Annotated in this window: 8 protein-coding genes; 1 reads left to right on the plus strand and 7 read right to left on the minus strand. The window is 74.3% G+C overall.

Annotated elements, in window-relative coordinates:
• Positions 1–64: 64 nt before the first annotated feature.
• The 3 genes from GA0070621_RS08775 to GA0070621_RS08785 all read right to left on the minus strand — a co-directional run bounded on the left by GA0070621_RS08775 (position 65) and on the right by GA0070621_RS08785 (position 6,332).
• The gene (locus tag GA0070621_RS08775; protein ID WP_091193165.1) at positions 65–1,585 is read right to left on the minus strand and encodes a GMC family oxidoreductase; all 1,521 of its coding nucleotides are present in this window, start codon (positions 1,583–1,585) and stop codon (positions 65–67) included.
• A gap of 43 nt (positions 1,586–1,628) precedes the next feature.
• Positions 1,629–5,024, minus strand: coding sequence for a non-ribosomal peptide synthetase (locus GA0070621_RS08780; RefSeq protein WP_091193168.1), 3,396 nt, complete (start codon positions 5,022–5,024; stop codon positions 1,629–1,631).
• A gap of 102 nt (positions 5,025–5,126) precedes the next feature.
• Positions 5,127–6,332, minus strand: coding sequence for an NAD(P)/FAD-dependent oxidoreductase (locus tag GA0070621_RS08785; protein WP_091193171.1), 1,206 nt, complete (start codon positions 6,330–6,332; stop codon positions 5,127–5,129).
• 301 nt (positions 6,333–6,633) lie between these two features.
• Here GA0070621_RS08785 and GA0070621_RS08790 point away from each other — a divergent pair, with 301 nt between their 5' ends.
• Positions 6,634–7,536 carry a helix-turn-helix domain-containing protein gene (locus GA0070621_RS08790; protein ID WP_091193173.1) on the plus strand — a complete coding sequence of 301 codons (903 nt, stop codon included), beginning with the start codon at positions 6,634–6,636 and terminating at the stop codon, positions 7,534–7,536.
• Between the two features lie 165 nt (positions 7,537–7,701).
• Here GA0070621_RS08790 and GA0070621_RS08795 read toward each other — a convergent pair whose 3' ends face one another.
• The 4 genes from GA0070621_RS08795 to GA0070621_RS08810 all read right to left on the minus strand — a co-directional run bounded on the left by GA0070621_RS08795 (position 7,702) and on the right by GA0070621_RS08810 (position 16,536).
• Complete coding sequence (locus GA0070621_RS08795) at positions 7,702–10,089, minus strand: ATP-binding cassette domain-containing protein (RefSeq protein ID WP_091193175.1); 2,388 nt, start codon at positions 10,087–10,089, stop codon at positions 7,702–7,704.
• 197 nt (positions 10,090–10,286) lie between these two features.
• The gene (locus tag GA0070621_RS08800) at positions 10,287–10,631 is read right to left on the minus strand and encodes a VOC family protein (RefSeq protein WP_091193177.1); all 345 of its coding nucleotides are present in this window, start codon (positions 10,629–10,631) and stop codon (positions 10,287–10,289) included.
• A gap of 155 nt (positions 10,632–10,786) precedes the next feature.
• The gene (locus tag GA0070621_RS08805; RefSeq protein ID WP_091193180.1) at positions 10,787–12,238 is read right to left on the minus strand and encodes an MFS transporter; all 1,452 of its coding nucleotides are present in this window, start codon (positions 12,236–12,238) and stop codon (positions 10,787–10,789) included.
• A 110-nt stretch (positions 12,239–12,348) separates the two neighbouring features.
• On the minus strand, positions 12,349–16,536 hold the full coding sequence (locus GA0070621_RS08810; RefSeq protein ID WP_157739904.1) for a non-ribosomal peptide synthetase: 4,188 nt from the start codon (positions 16,534–16,536) through the stop codon (positions 12,349–12,351).
• Positions 16,537–16,540 lie beyond the last annotated feature (4 nt).

A 16,540-nucleotide genomic window follows, 5' to 3' on the forward strand; every position in this document is an offset into this window, starting at 1 on the left:
GCGGCGAGGTTCGCAACCGGTGCTGGCAGACGACGCACAGATCGCTGTCACCCGGTCACCGGGCTCAGCACAACCAGTCGGCCGCCCGTTCGCCGAGCATCACGCAGGTCAGGTTGGGGGTGGCCCGGGGTACGGCCGGCAGCACGGAGGCGTCCACCACCCGCAGCCCGGCCACCCCGCGCACGCGCAGGAACTGGTCGACCACCGCTCCCGGATCGTCGTCCGGCCCCATCCGGGCGGTGCCGGTCGGGTGCCAGGACGGCGCCGTGAAGGTGCGTACCGCCCGGCGCAGCAGCGGCTCCTCCGCCACCATCCGGTCGGTCCAGAGCAGCACCCGGTCCAGCAGGTCGCGCATCGCCGGCGCCCGCAGCAGTGACCAGACCAGCCGGGCGCCGGTCATCAGCCGCTGCTCGTCGCGGGGTTCCCGGGCCAGGTTGAGCCGGATCTCCGGCGGGGTGTCCGGGGCCGCGTCGCGCAGGTGGACGCTGCCCCGCGAGTCGCTGCTCATCAGCATCACCGCCACCGACACCCCGGGCCGTCCCCGCAGCATCGGGCCGAGGGTGGGCACGTCCTCCGGCGCGACGTTGCAGTTGAGGAAGACCATCAGGTCCGGGTCGACGCCGTCGCTCGCCGCGCGGGCCACCACCGAGTGCCACGGGTCGCCGGCCCGGCACAGCCCGGCCCGCGGCACCGCCCAGATGCCCAGCAGCGGGTGGTCGCTGAGGTTCGCGCCGACGCCGGGCAGGTCCACCCAGGGCCGGATGCCGAGCGCGGCCAGCCGGTCGGCCGGCCCGATGCCGGACCGTTGCAGCAGCAGCGGGCTGTTGACCGCGCCCGCGCACAGAGTCACCCGGTCGGCCTCGACCCGCACCGGCCGGCCGTCCCGCCGTACCTCGACCCCGGTGACCCGGGAGCCGTCCCCGAGCAGCCGCAGCGCGGTGGAGTCCGGCCAGACGGTCAGGTTCGGCCGGCCCCGCGCGGCGGCCAGGTACGTCTCGGCGGTGTCCATCCGGCGTCCGTGCCGCGAGTTCGTCGGCAGCGGCCCCACGCCGGGGGTCGGCGTGCCGTTCAGGTCGGCCACCGGTGGCAGGCCCTGCTCGCGGCAGGCGTCGACGAAGGCGTCGCTGATCGGCGTGGTGGCGGCCAGCCGGCGGATCGGGACCGGCCCCCGGTCGCCGTGCTCCGGACCCGTCACGTCGTGGTCGGTCTCCAGCCGGACGAAGTACGGCAGCACCTTCCACCAGGCCCACTCCGGATTGCCGGCCGCCGCCCACTCGTCGAAGTCGGCCGGCAGGCCGCGCAGCGCGATCGCGCCGTTCACCGCCGACGAGCCGCCCACCACCCGGCCCACCCGGTACGGGACGGGCCGCTCCCCGTCGGCGGTCTGGTAGTCCCAGTTCAACCCCGCCAGCGTCGGCCGGCCGAGCTGCTCCGGACCGCGCTGCGTTCCGTTCCGTTCCGGTCCGGCCTCGACCAGCAGCACCCGCCGCCCGGACTGTTCGGAGAGGCGGCTGGCGAGGGTGGCGCCGGCCGATCCGGCGCCCACCACCACGTCGTCCCAGCCGCTGCCCGGCTCGCCGGTCACACCGCCTCCCTCGGGCCCCGCACGGTCCGCTCCCGTCGCGCGTTCACGGTCGCTCCCGGAGCAGGCTCCGCACCGTCTCGGCCAGTTCGGCCACGGTCGGGCTGTCGAAGAGCATCGGCAGGCCCTCGTCGGCGTCCGGCTCGATGCCGAACTCCTCGCGCAGCCGGCCCAGGATGCGCACCGCGTGCAGCGAGTCGGCGCCCAGTTCGAAGAAGTTGTCCGCCACCCCGAAGTCGTCGCGGCCCAGCGTCTCGCGCCAGATCTCGTGTACGGTTCGCTCCACCTCGTCGGCGGGGGGCCGGTGCCCCGCCGGGAGCAGCGACTCCCACGGCGACGGCAGGGCCGCCCGGTCCACCTTGCCGTTCGCGCTCAGCGGTATCCGGTCCAGCACCGGGTAGTGGTGCGGAACCATGTAGTCGGGCAGCACCCGGGCCAGCCCCGCACGCAGCGTCTCGGCGGGCGGCGGCGTGGCCGGGTCGGCCGGCACGACGTATCCGACGAGCTGGCGGCGGCCGGTGCCCGGGTTGGTGTCCACCACGGTCACCGCCTCGGCCACCCCCGGCTGCCGGCTCAGCGTCGCGGTGATCTCGCCCAGCTCGATCCGGAAGCCGTTCAGTTTCACCTGGTCGTCGTCGCGGCCGAGGAACTCGATGGTGCCGTCCGGCAGATGGCGGCCGAGGTCGCCGGTGCGGTAGAGGCGCTCGCCGGTCACCGGGTGCCGTACGAAGCGCTCGTCGGTGCGTACCGGGTCGGCCCAGTAGCCCAGCGCCACGCCCACCCCGCCGATGTACAGCTCGCCGGGGGTCCACACCGGGCAGGGCGCCAGCCCGGCGTCGTAGACGTGCATGGTCTGGTTCGCCATCGGGCGTCCGTAGGGGATGCTCGTCCAGTCCGTGCCGACCACCTCGATCGGGTGGTGCACCGACCAGATCGACGCCTCCGTGGCCCCGCCCAGGCTGTGCACCGCGGCCTTCGCGTGTCGGGCCCGCACCGCGTCCGGCAGCCGCACCGGGATCCAGTCGCCGCTGAGCAGCACCACCCGCAGCGGCGAGTCCGCCGGGTCGGCGAAGGCGGCCGGGGCGTCCGCCCAGGCCTGCATGAGCGCGGGCACCGAGTTCCACACCGACACCCGGTGTCGGCGTACCAGGTCGCTCCAGTGTTCCGGGTCGGCGGCCCGCCCGGGCGCGGGCAGCACCACCGCGGCGCCCGCGGCGAGCGCGCCGAACACGTCGTAGACCGACAGGTCGAAGCTCAGCGCCGACAACGCCAGCACCCGGTCCGCCGGGGTGATCCCGAAGCGGGCGTTCACGTCCTGCACCGTGTTCGCCGCGCCGCGGTGGTCGATCATCACCCCCTTGGGCCGGCCGGTGGAGCCGGAGGTGAAGATGACGTACGCCAGGTCGTCCGGGGCCGGGCCCGGGCCCACCCCGGCCGGGTCGGCGGCCCGCACCTCGGGATCGTCGAGGGTGACCAGGCGCAGCCCGGCCGGCCAGTCCAGCTCGTCGCGCAGCCGGGGGGTGGTGACCACGATCCGCACCCGACCCTGCTCGATCAGGTCGGCGCGGCGGGCGGCCGGCCAGGCCGGCTCGATCGGCAGGTACGCGGCCCCGGCGCGGACCACCCCCAGCACGGCCGGCACCTGGGCGGCGCAGCGGTCCGTCACCACCGCCACCAGCTCGCCGGTGCCCGCGCCGAGGTCGCGCAGCCGGACCGCCAGCCGGCGGGCCCGGTCGACCACCTCGCCGTGGCTGAGCTCGCCGTCCGGCGCGATCACCGCGACCGCCTCGGGCTGCCCGGCGGCGCGCGCCTCGACCAGCTCGCACAGGGTACGCGCGGGCAGGTCCGCGACCGTGTCGTTGACCCGCCGCCGCTGCTCCAGCTGGTGCGCCGGCAACGGCACCGGGGCGTCCACCGCGTCCCAGCCCGTCTCGTCCCCGGCGAGCCGGCGCAGCAGGGCCTGGTAGCTGTCGAACATGTCGTCGAGCAGCCCGGCCGGGAAGAGCGCCTCCACCGCGTCCCAGTCCAGGCACAGGTCGCCGCTCTCCTCGGTCACCTGGTGGTCCAGCCAGACCTGCGGGGTCTGGCTGATCCCGTAGCCGAACTCGCCGAAGAAGCGGGAGTCCGGCGTACGGTTCTCCCGGTCGCCCAACGCCAGGGCGCTGGTGAAGACCACCGGCATCGCGGCGCCCGGCCCGCCGCCGAGCCGCCGGGACCGTTCCCGCAGCACCCGCACCCCGCTGAAGGCGGAGTGTTCGAGGTCCTGCACGAGCCGGCGGTTGAGCCGGCGGGCCCGGTCGGCGAACGACTCGCCGGGTTCGGCGGTGGCGGCGAGCAGGGTGACCGAGGTGAAGTCGCCGATCACGTCGCCGATCTGCGGGTGCAGGGGCCGCCGGTTGAACAGGCTGAGGTTGAGGGTGAAGTCCGCCTGCCGCGACCAGGCGCGCAGGATCTCCGCGTACGCCGACATGACGGCGACCGACGGGGTGACCCCGTACCGCTGGGCGGTGCGCTTGAGCGCGTCCCAGAGCGGGCGGGGCAGCCGGGCGCTGCGCCGGACGAACTCCACGGGTGCCGCCCCCGGGCCGCCGGCCGCCGCCCCGGCGCGCAGCGGCAGGGCCGGCGCGGGCGGCAGGCTGTCCAGCCGGTCCCGCCAGTACGCCTCGGCGGCGCGGTACTCGCGACCGTCCCGGGCCGCCTCCTCGGCCAGGACGTAGTCCCGGTAGGACAACGCCAGCGGCTCGGGCGTCCGGTCCGGTTCGGTGTAGCACCGCCGCCAGTCCCGGAACAGCAGTTGCAGGCTGAACGCGTCCATGATGAGCACGTTGATGCTGATGTGCAGCCGGATCCGGTGTTCGTCGACGAGCGAGGCGCGCAGGTCGAACAGTGGCCAGTGCTCCGGCGGCAGCAACTGGTGCCCCATCTCCGCCCGGGTCTTGGCCAGCGCGGCCCGACGTTCGTCGTCCTGGACCGCGCGCAGGTCGGCCACCGGCAGGTCGTACGGCGGCACCTCGGCCAGGATCCGCTGCCGCCCGTCCGGGTCGACCACCGCGCGCAGCATGTCGTGCCGGTCGATCACCTTGCGCAGGCTCGCCGCCAGCCGGCCCGGGTCGAGGTCGAGCCCGTCCAGTTCGAAGTAGTAGTGCGTGGCGACGCCGCCGAGTTGCAGCGCCGGGTTGCGCCCCACCCAGTAGGCGTGCTGGATGTCGGTCAGCGGGAAGGGTTCGTACCGCTGCTCCGGCCGGGGCACGATCTCCGGCGGCGACCCGCTGTCGGTCATCCGGCGCAGCAGCGCGACCAGCGCGTCCCGGTGCTCCCGCAGCTCCTCCCGCAGTTGCGGGGTGAGCGCGCCGGTGGCGGCCCGGACGTCCAGCCGGTCGTCGACGAGGCGCAGCCGCACGCCGCGGCGGTGCAGTTCGGACAGTAGGTCAGGCGCCGTCATGATCTCTCCTGCCAGGTGTCGGGGGCCGGGGTGCTCACCCGGCGGGGTCGGTCGGGGCGGGGGGACGGGCGCCGGCGGTGGCACCCGCCCGGGGCCGTCCGGTCATCCGGCCGCCCGGGAGCCGACCGGGGTGCCCAGGGCCGCGGTCACCCCGTCGACGAACTCCGTCCAGCCGTACATCCCGGCGATGAGGCCGAAGAAGCGGTCCATCTGCTCCTGGTGCCCCTGGATCGCCCGGAGCACGTCGAGCAGTTCGTCGGTCGGCTGCAGCCGCGCCGCCTGCAGGTTGAAGTGGTACAGCGGCAGCGACTCCCGGTCCCGTCGCACCGTGTAGTCGATCAGGGCCCGGTCCACCGGTCGCTCGCCGGCCAGCGCCGGGTGCAGGTGCTCGGTCAACAGCGCGGCGTGCCCGATGGCGTCGCTGATCCCGTTGGCCCCGATCGAGTCCTTGTGGTAGCCGGCGTCGCCGACCAGCGCCCAGCCCGGTCCGCTGCCCCGGCGGAAGAAGTTCGGCAGCCGGCCGGTGCCGACGAAACGCTCCTCGCGCCGGCCGGCCCGGACCCGTTCCAGCACGCTCGGCGCCGCGAGGGCCAGGGAGCGGAGGTACGACCCCTCGATGTCCTTGCGGACCTCGTCGAACTCCTCGCGTGGCGCCTGCACGACGACCATCACGAGCCCGTCGTTGGTCGGCACCGCCCCGACCAGCCGCCGATGGTCGACGAAGACCTCGTAGTCGGCGGTGAACCCGCTCCAGTAGGTGTAGTAGACACAGCAGAGCGAGGGCACCGCCTCGTACTTCGGCGCCTGCACCTTCTTGGCCACCACCGAGTCCAGCCCGTCCGCGCCGATCACCACCCGGGCCCGCTCGGTGAACTCGCCGTGCGGCCCCCGGGCCCGGATGCCGACCACCCGGTCGCCGTCCCAGAGCAGGTCGGTGACGTTGCACTCCTCGCGCAGCTCGGCACCGGCCGCCTCGGCCGCCCGGACCAGCAGGGTGTCGAGTACGAACCGGCGCGGCCCGAAGCCGGCCCGGACGGCGCCGATGGCCGGCGCGCAGCCGGTGACCGGAACCCCGGCGAGCTGCCACCGGGACACCCGCAGCGGCGGGCAGCCGCTGTCCCGCAGCGCGTCCAGCAGGCCCCACCCGGCCAGCCGGGCGATGGTCGGCGGGTGCACGTAGTGGGTGGACATCGTGTCGCTGGGGAAGCTCGCCCGGTCCAGCAGCAACACGCGGTGCCCGGCGCGCGCCAGCAGCATCGCGGTGGTGGCACCGGCGCAGCGCGCACCGACGACGATCGCGTCGTACATGCGGACTCCTCAGAAGCGCCCGGCAGGTGTCACCATGGTGCGATGCCCGGTGCTGGCGAGGCTATACGGAAAGCGTAAAGATATTTACGACACATCAATTTTTGGGGTGCGTTTCCGGGGTACCGGGACGCCGCCGTCACGCAGCGGTGGAGGAACCCCCTACGGCCTGTCCGAGTCCCCCTTATCGTGGTGCCTGACCAGCCCGGATTCCCCCTAGCGGTGCCATTTTGATTGACCGTCCAAATCGTGCGCGCATAACGTCCACTGTCGGTGCGCCGAATATTTTCCGGGGGTTGGACCAATGGGGCAGCCGACCCAGGGGCGGTCGTTCGCCATTTCACCGGAGGACCGGGAGATTCTCGTCCGGCTCTCCCGGGGCCACCGCCGTGGCGGCGAGCCGCTGCGGGCCGCCATCGTGCTGGCCGCCGCCACCGGCCTGTCGTACGCGGAGACCGCCCGCCGGCTGGCCACCACCCGGCCCACCGTGGCGACCTGGCTGCGCCGCTACGCCGAGGAGGGCGTGCCGGGCCTGCGGGACCGGGTACGCCCCGGCCGCCGGCCGCGGGTGCGGGACGCCGACGTGGTGCTGCGTACGCTGACCGCCGTCCCGCCCGTCGGCGGCACCTGGTCCAGCCGGGCCCTCGGTGTCGACCTCGGCCTGTCCAACGGCACGGTGGCCCGGATCTGGCGGCGGTGGGGGCTGTGCCCGGCCGAGCTTGCCGCGTTCCGCCTGCCCGGACTGCCCGACCTGGCGCTGGCCGACGCGCGACTCGTCGGGGTGCACTGCGACTACCGGGACTGCCTGCTCGCGCTCGCCGAGGGCACGGGCGGCGGCACGGCCGACGGGGGCGCGGACCGGCCCGCGATCGGGTCACCGGTCGGCGGGCCGGGTGACCCGCTGTCGGGGTCGCCACCCGACCTGGCCGACTTCCTCGCGGCGGTCACCGAGCGCCGGCCCGGCGTACGCCTGCACGTGCTGGCCGCCGGCGCGGAGACGACCCGGCGCCCGGCCGTACGCGCCTGGGCGGCCCGCCACGGCCACCTGGTCCGGGTCGCCCCGCCGGAGCCGACCTGGACCGAGCTGGCGGCCGTGGCGGCCGGAGTCACCGCCCCGGTCGCCGGGCCGGCCGCCGTTGACCTGGGTGGCGCGCTGGTCAGCGCGCTGGGCGCGGCCTGGCGGGCGGCCTGGTTCCGCGACCTGTGAGGCGTACGGCGCCCCGGGAGCACTTCTGGCCGGGCGGGGGATCCCGAGCGGGCATTCCATCGTTAACCATGAATATGATTCGGCTTTGCCCTGAACGGCGCCCCCTGCCAGGCCGGATAGCGGCAGGGGGCGCCGGTTCGTCGTACGGGTCCGGCGACGGCCCGGTCAGGGGCCGACGTAGGCCGCGAGGTGCTCGCCGGTGAGGGTCGAGCGGGCGGCGACGAGGTCGGCGGGCGTGCCCTCGAAGACGATCCGGCCGCCGTCGTGGCCGGCGCCGGGGCCGAGGTCGATGATCCAGTCGGCGTGCGCCATGACCGCCTGGTGGTGTTCGATGACGATGACCGACTTGCCGGAGTCGACCAGCCGGTCGAGCAGGCCGAGCAGGTGCTCGACGTCGGCGAGGTGCAGGCCGGTGGTCGGCTCGTCGAGCACGTACACGCCGCCCTTCTCCCCCAGGTGGGTCGCCAGCTTGAGCCGCTGCCGCTCGCCGCCGGAGAGCGTGGTGAGCGGCTGGCCGAGGGTGAGATACCCGAGCCCGACGTCGGCGAGCCGACTGATGATGGCGTGCGCGGCCGGGAGGTGTGCCTCGCCCGCCGCGAAGAACTCCTCGGCCTCGGTCACCGGCATCGCCAGCACCTCGCTGATGTCCCTGCCGCCGAGCTTGTACTTCAGCACCTCGGCCTGGAACCGCTTGCCTTCGCACTCCTCGCAGGTGACGGCCACGCCGGCCATCATCGCCAGGTCGGTGTAGATGACGCCGGCGCCGTTGCAGTTGGGGCAGGCGCCCTCGGAGTTGGCGCTGAACAGCGCCGGCTTCACGCCGTTGGCCTTCGCGAACGCCTTGCGGATCGGTTCGAGCAGCCCGGTGTACGTCGCCGGGTTGCTGCGCCGCGAACCGCGGATCGGCGTCTGGTCGACGGCCACCACGCCGTCCCGCCCGGAGACCGAGCCGTGGATCAGCGAACTCTTGCCCGACCCCGCGACGCCGGTCACCACCACGAGGACGCCGAGCGGGATGTCGACGTCGACGTCCCGCAGGTTGTGCGCGTCGGCACCGCGCACCTGGAGCGCTCCGGCCGGTTTCCGCGCCGACGGTTTCAACGAGACCCGGTCGTCCAGGTGCCGCCCGGTGAGGGTGTCGCTCTTCCGCAGGCCCTCGACGGTGCCCTCGAACACCACCTCGCCGCCCTCGGTGCCGGCGCGTGGGCCGAGGTCGACGACGTGGTCGGCGATCGCGATCGCCTCCGGCTTGTGCTCCACGACCAGCACCGTGTTGCCCTTGTCGCGCAGTTGCCGCAGCAGGTCGTTCATTCGCTGGATGTCGTGCGGGTGCAGGCCGATGGTCGGCTCGTCGAAGACGTAGGTGACGTCGGTGAGCGACGATCCGAGATGGCGGATCATCTTGGTGCGCTGCGCCTCGCCGCCGGAGAGCGTGCCGGAGGGCCGGTCGAGGCTCAGATATCCGAGCCCGATGTTGACGAAGGAGTCGAGCGTGTCGCGCAGCGATTCGACCAACGGTCCGACCGACGGTTCGTCGAGGCCGCGAACCCATTCGGCCAGATCGCTGATCTGCATCGCGCACGCGTCGGCGATGCTGATCCCCGCGATCTTCGACGACCGGGCCATCTCGTTCAGCCGGGTGCCGCCGCAGTCGGGGCAGGTGGTGAAGGTGACCGCGCGCTCCACGAACGTCCGGATGTGCGGCTGCATCGCCTCCTTGTCCTTCGACAGCATCGACTTCTGCACCCGGGGGATCAGTCCCTCGTAGGTCATGTTGATGCCGGCGATCTTCATCCGGGTCGGCTCGCGGTGGAGGAAGTCGTTCAGTTCCTTCTTCGTGTACTTGCCGATCGGCTTGTTCGGATCCACGAAGCCCGATTCGCTGTAGAGCCGGTAGTTCCAGCCGCCCGGCTTGTAGCCGGGGATCATGAGCGCGCCCTCGTTGAGCGACCTGCTGGCGTCGTACAGCTGGGTCAGGTCGATGTCGGTGACCGAACCGCGGCCCTCGCAGCGCGGGCACATGCCGCCGAGGATGCTGAACGAGCGCCGCTCCTTCGTCGTCTGGCCGCCGCGCTCGATGGTGACCGCGCCGGCGCCGCTGATCGAGGCGACGTTGAAGGAGAACGCCTGCGGCGAGCCGATGTGCGGCTGCCCGAGCCGGCTGAAGAGGATGCGCAGCATCGCGTTGGCGTCGGTGGCGGTGCCGACCGTGGAGCGCGGGTCGGAGCCCATCCGCTCCTGGTTGACGATGATCGCGGTGGTCAGCCCGTCGAGCACGTCGACGTCGGGCCGCGCCAGCGTCGGCATGAACCCCTGCACGAAGGCGCTGTACGTCTCGTTGATCATCCGCTGCGACTCCGCGGCGATCGTGTCGAACACCAGCGAGCTCTTGCCCGAGCCGGAGACGCCGGTGAACACCGTCAGCCGGCGCTTCGGGATCTCGATGCTGACGTTCTTGAGATTGTTCTCGCGCGCGCCGTGCACGCGGATCAGATCGTGGCTGTCGGCAACGTGCGGCACAGGCGACTGCCTCTCCGTCGTGGCCATGCTCATCGTTTCTCCATCTGTCGGGCGGGGCCGCAACGCGCGGTCTCCGTCGACGTCGCCTGTTGCGATTCGACCGGCTTCGCGCGGTACGTCTGGTTCTCCCGTCGGCGTCGTCGCGGCAACGGTACGCCGTCCACCTGATCAGCGGCCGGCGTGGCGCGCCCGCCCGGCGGCACGCCGGCCGGGCCGCCGCCGACGCCGGCTCACGGTGACTGCCGGAGCCCGAAGGCGTTGCCGTCCGCGTCCCGTACGGTGGCGATCAGCATGCCGCCGCCGACGTCGCGGACCTCGCCCTGCAACGTGGCGCCCGCTGCGGTCAGCGCCTCGATGGTGGCGGCGATGTCCTCGACCTCCCAGTAGCCGACCGCGCCGGTCATGCCCTGCCGGTGCCCGTTCGGGTCGAGGCCGAGTTCCTGGTCGCCGACCCGGAACCCGACGTAGTACGCCTCGTCCGTGTACGGCGGGACACCCAGCAGCGCCCCGTACACCGCTTTGGCCTGGCCGAGGTCCCGCACCGGAAAGATCACGGTTTTGAGCCCTGACGTCATGAGTTGATCTCCACGCTCGTCGTGCCACGTCGGCCCGACCGGGCCGCGCGAATGGCGATGTCCATGGCGGTCAGGCTAGTTGCGGCTCCGTGACCTGCGCTTCTCGATTCCTGATCGGTCGTCCGCTCCGGCGGCGGCCCCGCGAGCCGGCCCGGTCAGGGGCGAGTGGCTGACCGGGCGACCGCGTCACCGGCCGGCCGCGCCGCCGTCGTCGTCGCCGGGTCGGGGCCGGCCGCCGGCACGTGCGCCACGTCCCGCGCCCGCACCCGACCGAGGGCGAGCGCCACCCCGGCGGCGAGCAGCCCGCCCGCGGCGATCACCTGGTAGGCGCGGTGGAACACGGCCAGCGAGGTGTCGCTGCCGTCGGCCAGGACGGTGATCAGGACGGCGACGCCGAGGACCGCGCCGACCTGCCGCAGGCAGGACGCGATGGCCACCCCGGTGGCGAAGCGGGCCCGGGGGAACTCGGCGAACGCGGCGTGCCCGAACCCGGGGAAACTGAACGCCGCCCCCGCGCCGATCAGCACCGCCGCCGGCAGGAAGGCGGCGAGGAAGTCCGGCTCGCCGGGCGCGCGGGCGAACAGCAACGCCCCGGCGCAGAAGAACAATCCGCCCGGCAGCGCCACCGCCCGGGGCCCGAACCGGTCACCGAGCCGGCCGACCAGCGGGGCCAACGCCGCGGCCGTCACCGGCCCGGCGGTCAGCGCGCCGCCGGTGGCCAGGCTGTCGTAGCGCCACACCTGGGTCAGGAACAGCACGTTGCACAGCAGCAGCGCGTTCATCGCGGCGGCGAACACCAGCGAGCCGAGGTTGGCGACGCTGAACGAGCGGATCCGCACCAGCGCCGGCTCGATGATCGGGGCCGGGTGCCGGCCCGACCGTACCGCCAGGGCGACCAGCAGGGCCGCGCCGACGGCGACCGTGCCGCCGAACGCCGCCGACGTCGCCCCCCAGTCCGGCAGCCGAACCACCGCCAGGGCCAGGGTCCCGACCCCGCCGCCCAGCAGCAGCGACCCGACCACGTCCGGGAACGGCCCCGGCGTGGCGTCCCGGGTCTCCCGCAGCACCCGCACCGCCGCCAGCAGGCCGGGCAGGCCGATCGCCAGGTTCACCAGGAACACCCACCGCCAGCCCTGCCAGGCCACCAGCACGCCGCCGAGCGACGGGCCGGCGGCCCCGGCGACCGTGCCGGTCGCGGTCCAGAGCGCGATCGCGGTGGCCCGTCGCCGCACCGGGAACTCGGGCAGCAGCAGGCCGAGCGAGGTCGGCATGATGGCCGCCGCGCCGAGAGCCTGCACGCACCGGGCCGCGATCAGCACGCCCGCCGCCGGGGCGAGCCCGCAGGCCGCCGAGCCGGCCAGGAAGAGCACCACCCCGGCGAGGAACACCCGCCGCCGACCCCACCGGTCGGCGAGCCGTCCGGCCGGGATCAACGCTGCGGCGAAGACCACGTTGTACGCGTTGAGCACCCAGGACAGGTCGTTCAGCGAACTCCCCGGGAAGGCGGCCCCCAGGGCGGGCATCGCCACGTTGACGATCGTCACGTCGAGCAGCGCCATCATCACGGCGACAGACGTGACCAGCAGGACCTTCCACTGACGGGCCACCGGAGTCCTCCTCGGCAGGGCGGATCGGCCACCGGCGCCGGTCGCCCGGTGGGTAGGAGCGGCGGGCCGGTCGGCACGCCGTACACGGGTGGCCGCCGGGGCGGCCTCGGTCAGCTCCGGGTCGCCTCGTTCAGCGCCGCGGCGACCTGGTCCACGCCGACGGCGGTGAGCACGGTGTGGTGGGTGCCGGGGACGGCCACGGCCGACAGCCGCCCCCCGGTCAGCTCGGCCCAACCCCAGTCGGGGCGGTCGCCGTGCGGGTGGTCGGCGAACTCGCTGACCCGGCCGTCGCGGGCCCGCAGCACCGTGACGTCCGCGTCGATCCGGGCCGCGCGGTGGCCGGCGCACGCCCGCACCACCGCCTCGAAGACCGCGTACGTGGCGGCGAGCGTGCCGCCCGCCAGGTCGTCCACCGGTACGCCGTGCTTGGCCGCCAACCGCACCGCCCCGTCCAGCCGCTCGCCGGCGGGCAGCTCGGCCAGCTCCCGGAGCTGCCCGGGGGTGACCAGGCCGGGGTCGAAGCCCCGGTCGAGGTCCTCCACGAACCACAGGGGAATCCGCGCGTCGTCCACCCGCTGCGGCGCCACCGGTGCCGGGGCGTCGATCACCACGAGGTGGCGCACCTGCTCGCCGGCCTCCGTGAGTTGGCGGGCCAGCTCCGCCGCGATGACCGCCCCGGACGACCAGCCGCCGAGCAGGTACGGGCCGTGCGGCTGGTCCCGTCGCAGCGCGGCCAGGTAGAGCGCGGCCAACTCGCCGAGGTCGGCCACCGGCTCCCGGCCGACGGCCGGTCCGGGCGCCTGGAGGGCGAGGCAGCCCCGGTCGAGCCGGGCGGCGAGGTCCCGGTAGCAGAGCACGTCACCACCGGCCGGGTGCACCAGCACCCAGGGCGGTGTCACGGCGTCCGGCGTGCCGGTGAGCCGTACCAGCGGGGACCAGTCCGCCGGCGCGGAGTCCAGCCAGCGGGCCAGACCGGCCACGGTCCGGCGTTCCAGCAGCGCCCCCAGCGGCACCCGCCGGCCCAGCCGCTGCGCGATCTGGCCGACCACCCGCAGCGCCGCGAAGGACTGCCCGCCCAGGTCGAAGAAGTCGTCCTCGACCCCGAGCCGGTCCAGCGACAGGATCTCCCGCCAGATCTCGGCGAGCGCCACCTCGGTCGGGGTGCCCGGCGGCACGTGCCGGCGTTCGCCGCCGCCGTCGGCGAGGTCGACCGTCTCCAGCGCCCGCCGGTCCACCTTGCCGTTGCCGGTCAGCGGCAGCCCGTCGCGTACCACCACGTGACTGGGCACCAGGTAGGCGGGCAGCCGGGCGGCGAGGAAGTCGCGTACGACGACCGGGTCGGGCCGGTCCCGGCCGTCCCGCCCCACCACGAAGGCGGCCAGTTGCCGCCCCGCCCCCGAGGTACGGGCGACCACCGCCGCGCCACCCACGTCCGGGTGCTCCAGCAGCGCGTGCTCCACCTCGCCCGGCTCCACCCGGAACCCCTGGATCTTCACCTGGAAGTCGGCCCGTCCGAGGAACTCGATGGTGCCGTCGGGCAGGTACCGGCCGCGGTCGCCGGTGCGGTAGAGGCGCTCCCCGGTGACCGGGTGCGACACGAACGCGGCGGCGGTGCGTTCCGGGGCGTCGAGGTAGCCCATGGCCAGCCCGACCCCGCCGATGTACAGGTGCCCCGGCACCCAGGTCGGCGCGTCCCGGCCCCGCTCGTCCAGCACGTGCCAGGTCTGGTTGGTCAGCGGCCGCCCGTACGGGATGCTCACCCAGCCCGGCTCGACCCGCTCGACGGGGTGGGCGATCGACCAGATGGACGCCTCGGTCGCGCCGCCGAGGCTGACCACCCGGGCGTTCGGCGCGACCGCCCGGATCCGGTCCGGCAGGGTCACCGGGATCCAGTCCCCGCTGAGCAGCACCAGCCGCAGGTCGGGCAGGCGTACCCCGGTGGTCTCGGCCTCCTCGACGAGCAGCTGCATGAGGGCCGGCACCGAGTTCCAGACGGTCACCCGCCGGTCCCGGGCCAGCGTCAGCCAGGAGGCCGGGTCGTGCCGGGTGGGGTCCGGCAGCACCAGGGTGGCACCGGCCGCGGCGGCGCCGAAGACGTCGTACACCGACAGGTCGAAGCAGAGCGAGGAGATGCCGAACAGCACGTCCCGCTCGGTGACGCCGTAGCGGGCGTTGACGTCGGTAACCGTGTTCAGCGGCCCGCGGTGGTCCAGCATCGCGCCCTTCGGCCGGCCGGTGGAGCCAGACGTGTAGATCACGTACGCCAGGTCGCCCGGCTCGCGCAGCGGCGCGTACCCGAGCGCCGGCCCGTCGTCGGCGACGTCCTCGACCACGACCAGCGGCACCGGCACCACGCCGGCGAGCGTCTCCCGCGTGTCGGCGCCGGTTACCACGGCGGTGGCGCCGGTGTCGGCCAGCAGGTAGCCGATCCGCTCGGCCGGCCAGCCCGGGTCGATCGGCACGTACGCCGCGCCGGCCAGCAGCACGGCGTGCACGGCGACGAGCTGTGGCCAGTCCTTCCGGGCGGCCACCGCGACCAGGTCGCCGGGCGCCACGCCGGCCGCCCGCAGCGCCGCGCCGAGCCGGCCCGCCCGTCGGTACAGCTCGGCGTAGCCGAGCGTGGTGTCGCCGGCGATCACCGCGGCCCGGGTCGGCTGGGCCGTGGCCCGCTCCGCCAGGGCGGCGTGCAGCAGCCCCGGCGGGGCCGGCGGGCCGGCCTCGTTCTGCCGGGTCCGGCGCTGCCGGTCGGTGGCCGGGAGCAGGTCGAACGCCTCCCGTTCCCAGGCCTCGTCGCCGTCGGCCAGCGCCTCCAGCACGGCCCCGTACCCGGCCAGCATGTCGTCCATCAGGCCGGGCGGGAACATCGCCTCGAGCACGTCCCAGACCGTCCACATGCTGCCGTCGCGCTGCTCCCAGAACTCGCAGTCGAGCAGCACCTGCGGCGTCTCCAGCAGGCTGTAAACGGGCCGGTCGGTCTGCCCGACGAAGAGCGCGCTGCCCACCGCGTACGGGCAGACGGCCCGGCCGGGGGTGCGCCGGAGTTGGTTGACCGCCTGGAGCACCTTCACCCCGCTCCAGTGGACGTGCTGCATGTCCGCCAGCACCTGGGCCTGCAACCGGCGCGCCCGCTCGTGGAACGGGCCGCCGGCCCGCCAGTCCACCTCCAGCGGATACAGCGAGGAGAAGTTGCCGATCACCTCGCCGATCTGCGGGTGCAGCGGCAGCCGGTGGGTGTTCATGTTGTTGATCAGGAAGTGCCGGGATCCGCTCCACGCGCCGAGGACCTCGGCGTAGACGGCGCAGAGCGCGTTGGTCTGGGACAACCCCCGCTCGGCGGCCCGGCGGGTGAACGCCGCCCACCTCGCGGGAGACAGCACGTGCTCCCGGCGTTCCAGCCGGGACCGGCGGCGGGTGTCCGAGCCGGGGGCCAGCGGCAGCTCCGGCGCCGTGGGCCAGTCGGCCATCCGGTCGCACCAGTATTTCTTCGACGCCTGCCCCAGCGGCGACTCCTCCAGCCGGGCCAGCGCGAGTACGCAGTCCCGGTAGCTCAGGGTCAGCTCGGGCAGCGGCTCGTCCGGGTGCGCGTAGCAGTGCAGCAGGTCCTTGAGGAACCGGCCGGTGCCGGGGGCGTCGCTGAAGAAGTTGTTGTTGTTCCAGTGCATCCGGACCGGCCCGCCGGACAACAGCGAGAGCCGGACGTCCAGCCAGGGCCAGCGGTCCAGCGGCAGTTCCCGGCGCTGCATCGCGGCCCGGGTCCGCTCGATGCCGGCCCGCTGCCCGGCCTCGTCCCGCTCCCGCAGGTCGATCACCTCCACCGGGATCGGCTCCGGGTCGCGGACCGTCTGGAGCAGCATGTCCTCGCGGACCACGACCAGGCTGTGCCGGTGCCGCCGCGCCGCCGCGTTGAGCGCCCGCTCGAACCGGGCCGGGTCCAGCTCCGGAAAGTCCACCTCCATGTACTGGTGCGGCCGGACGTGGTATTCCAAGCCCTCCCGGCTGCCCACCAGGAAGGACATCTGGATGTCCGACGGCGGGAACGGCTCGTGGCGGTCCGCCGGGTCGGGGGTGATCTCCGGCAGGGCCACCGCGCCGTCGGCGGCGTCGCGGTCACGGGACAGCCAGCCGATCAGCTCCGCCCGGTGCCGGGTGATCCGCTCGCGCAGGGCCGGCGAGAGGCGTCCCTTCGGGGCGCTCACGCTCAGCTGGTCCGCACCGACCAGCTTCAACCGCACGTCGCTCCGGGCCAGGTCGGCCACCAGGGAGGCGACCCCGCCCGACCTCTCGTCAGCACCGCTCACCGCA

It is taken from the genome of Micromonospora narathiwatensis, from assembly GCF_900089605.1.
GTDB lineage: Bacteria > Actinomycetota > Actinomycetes > Mycobacteriales > Micromonosporaceae > Micromonospora > Micromonospora narathiwatensis.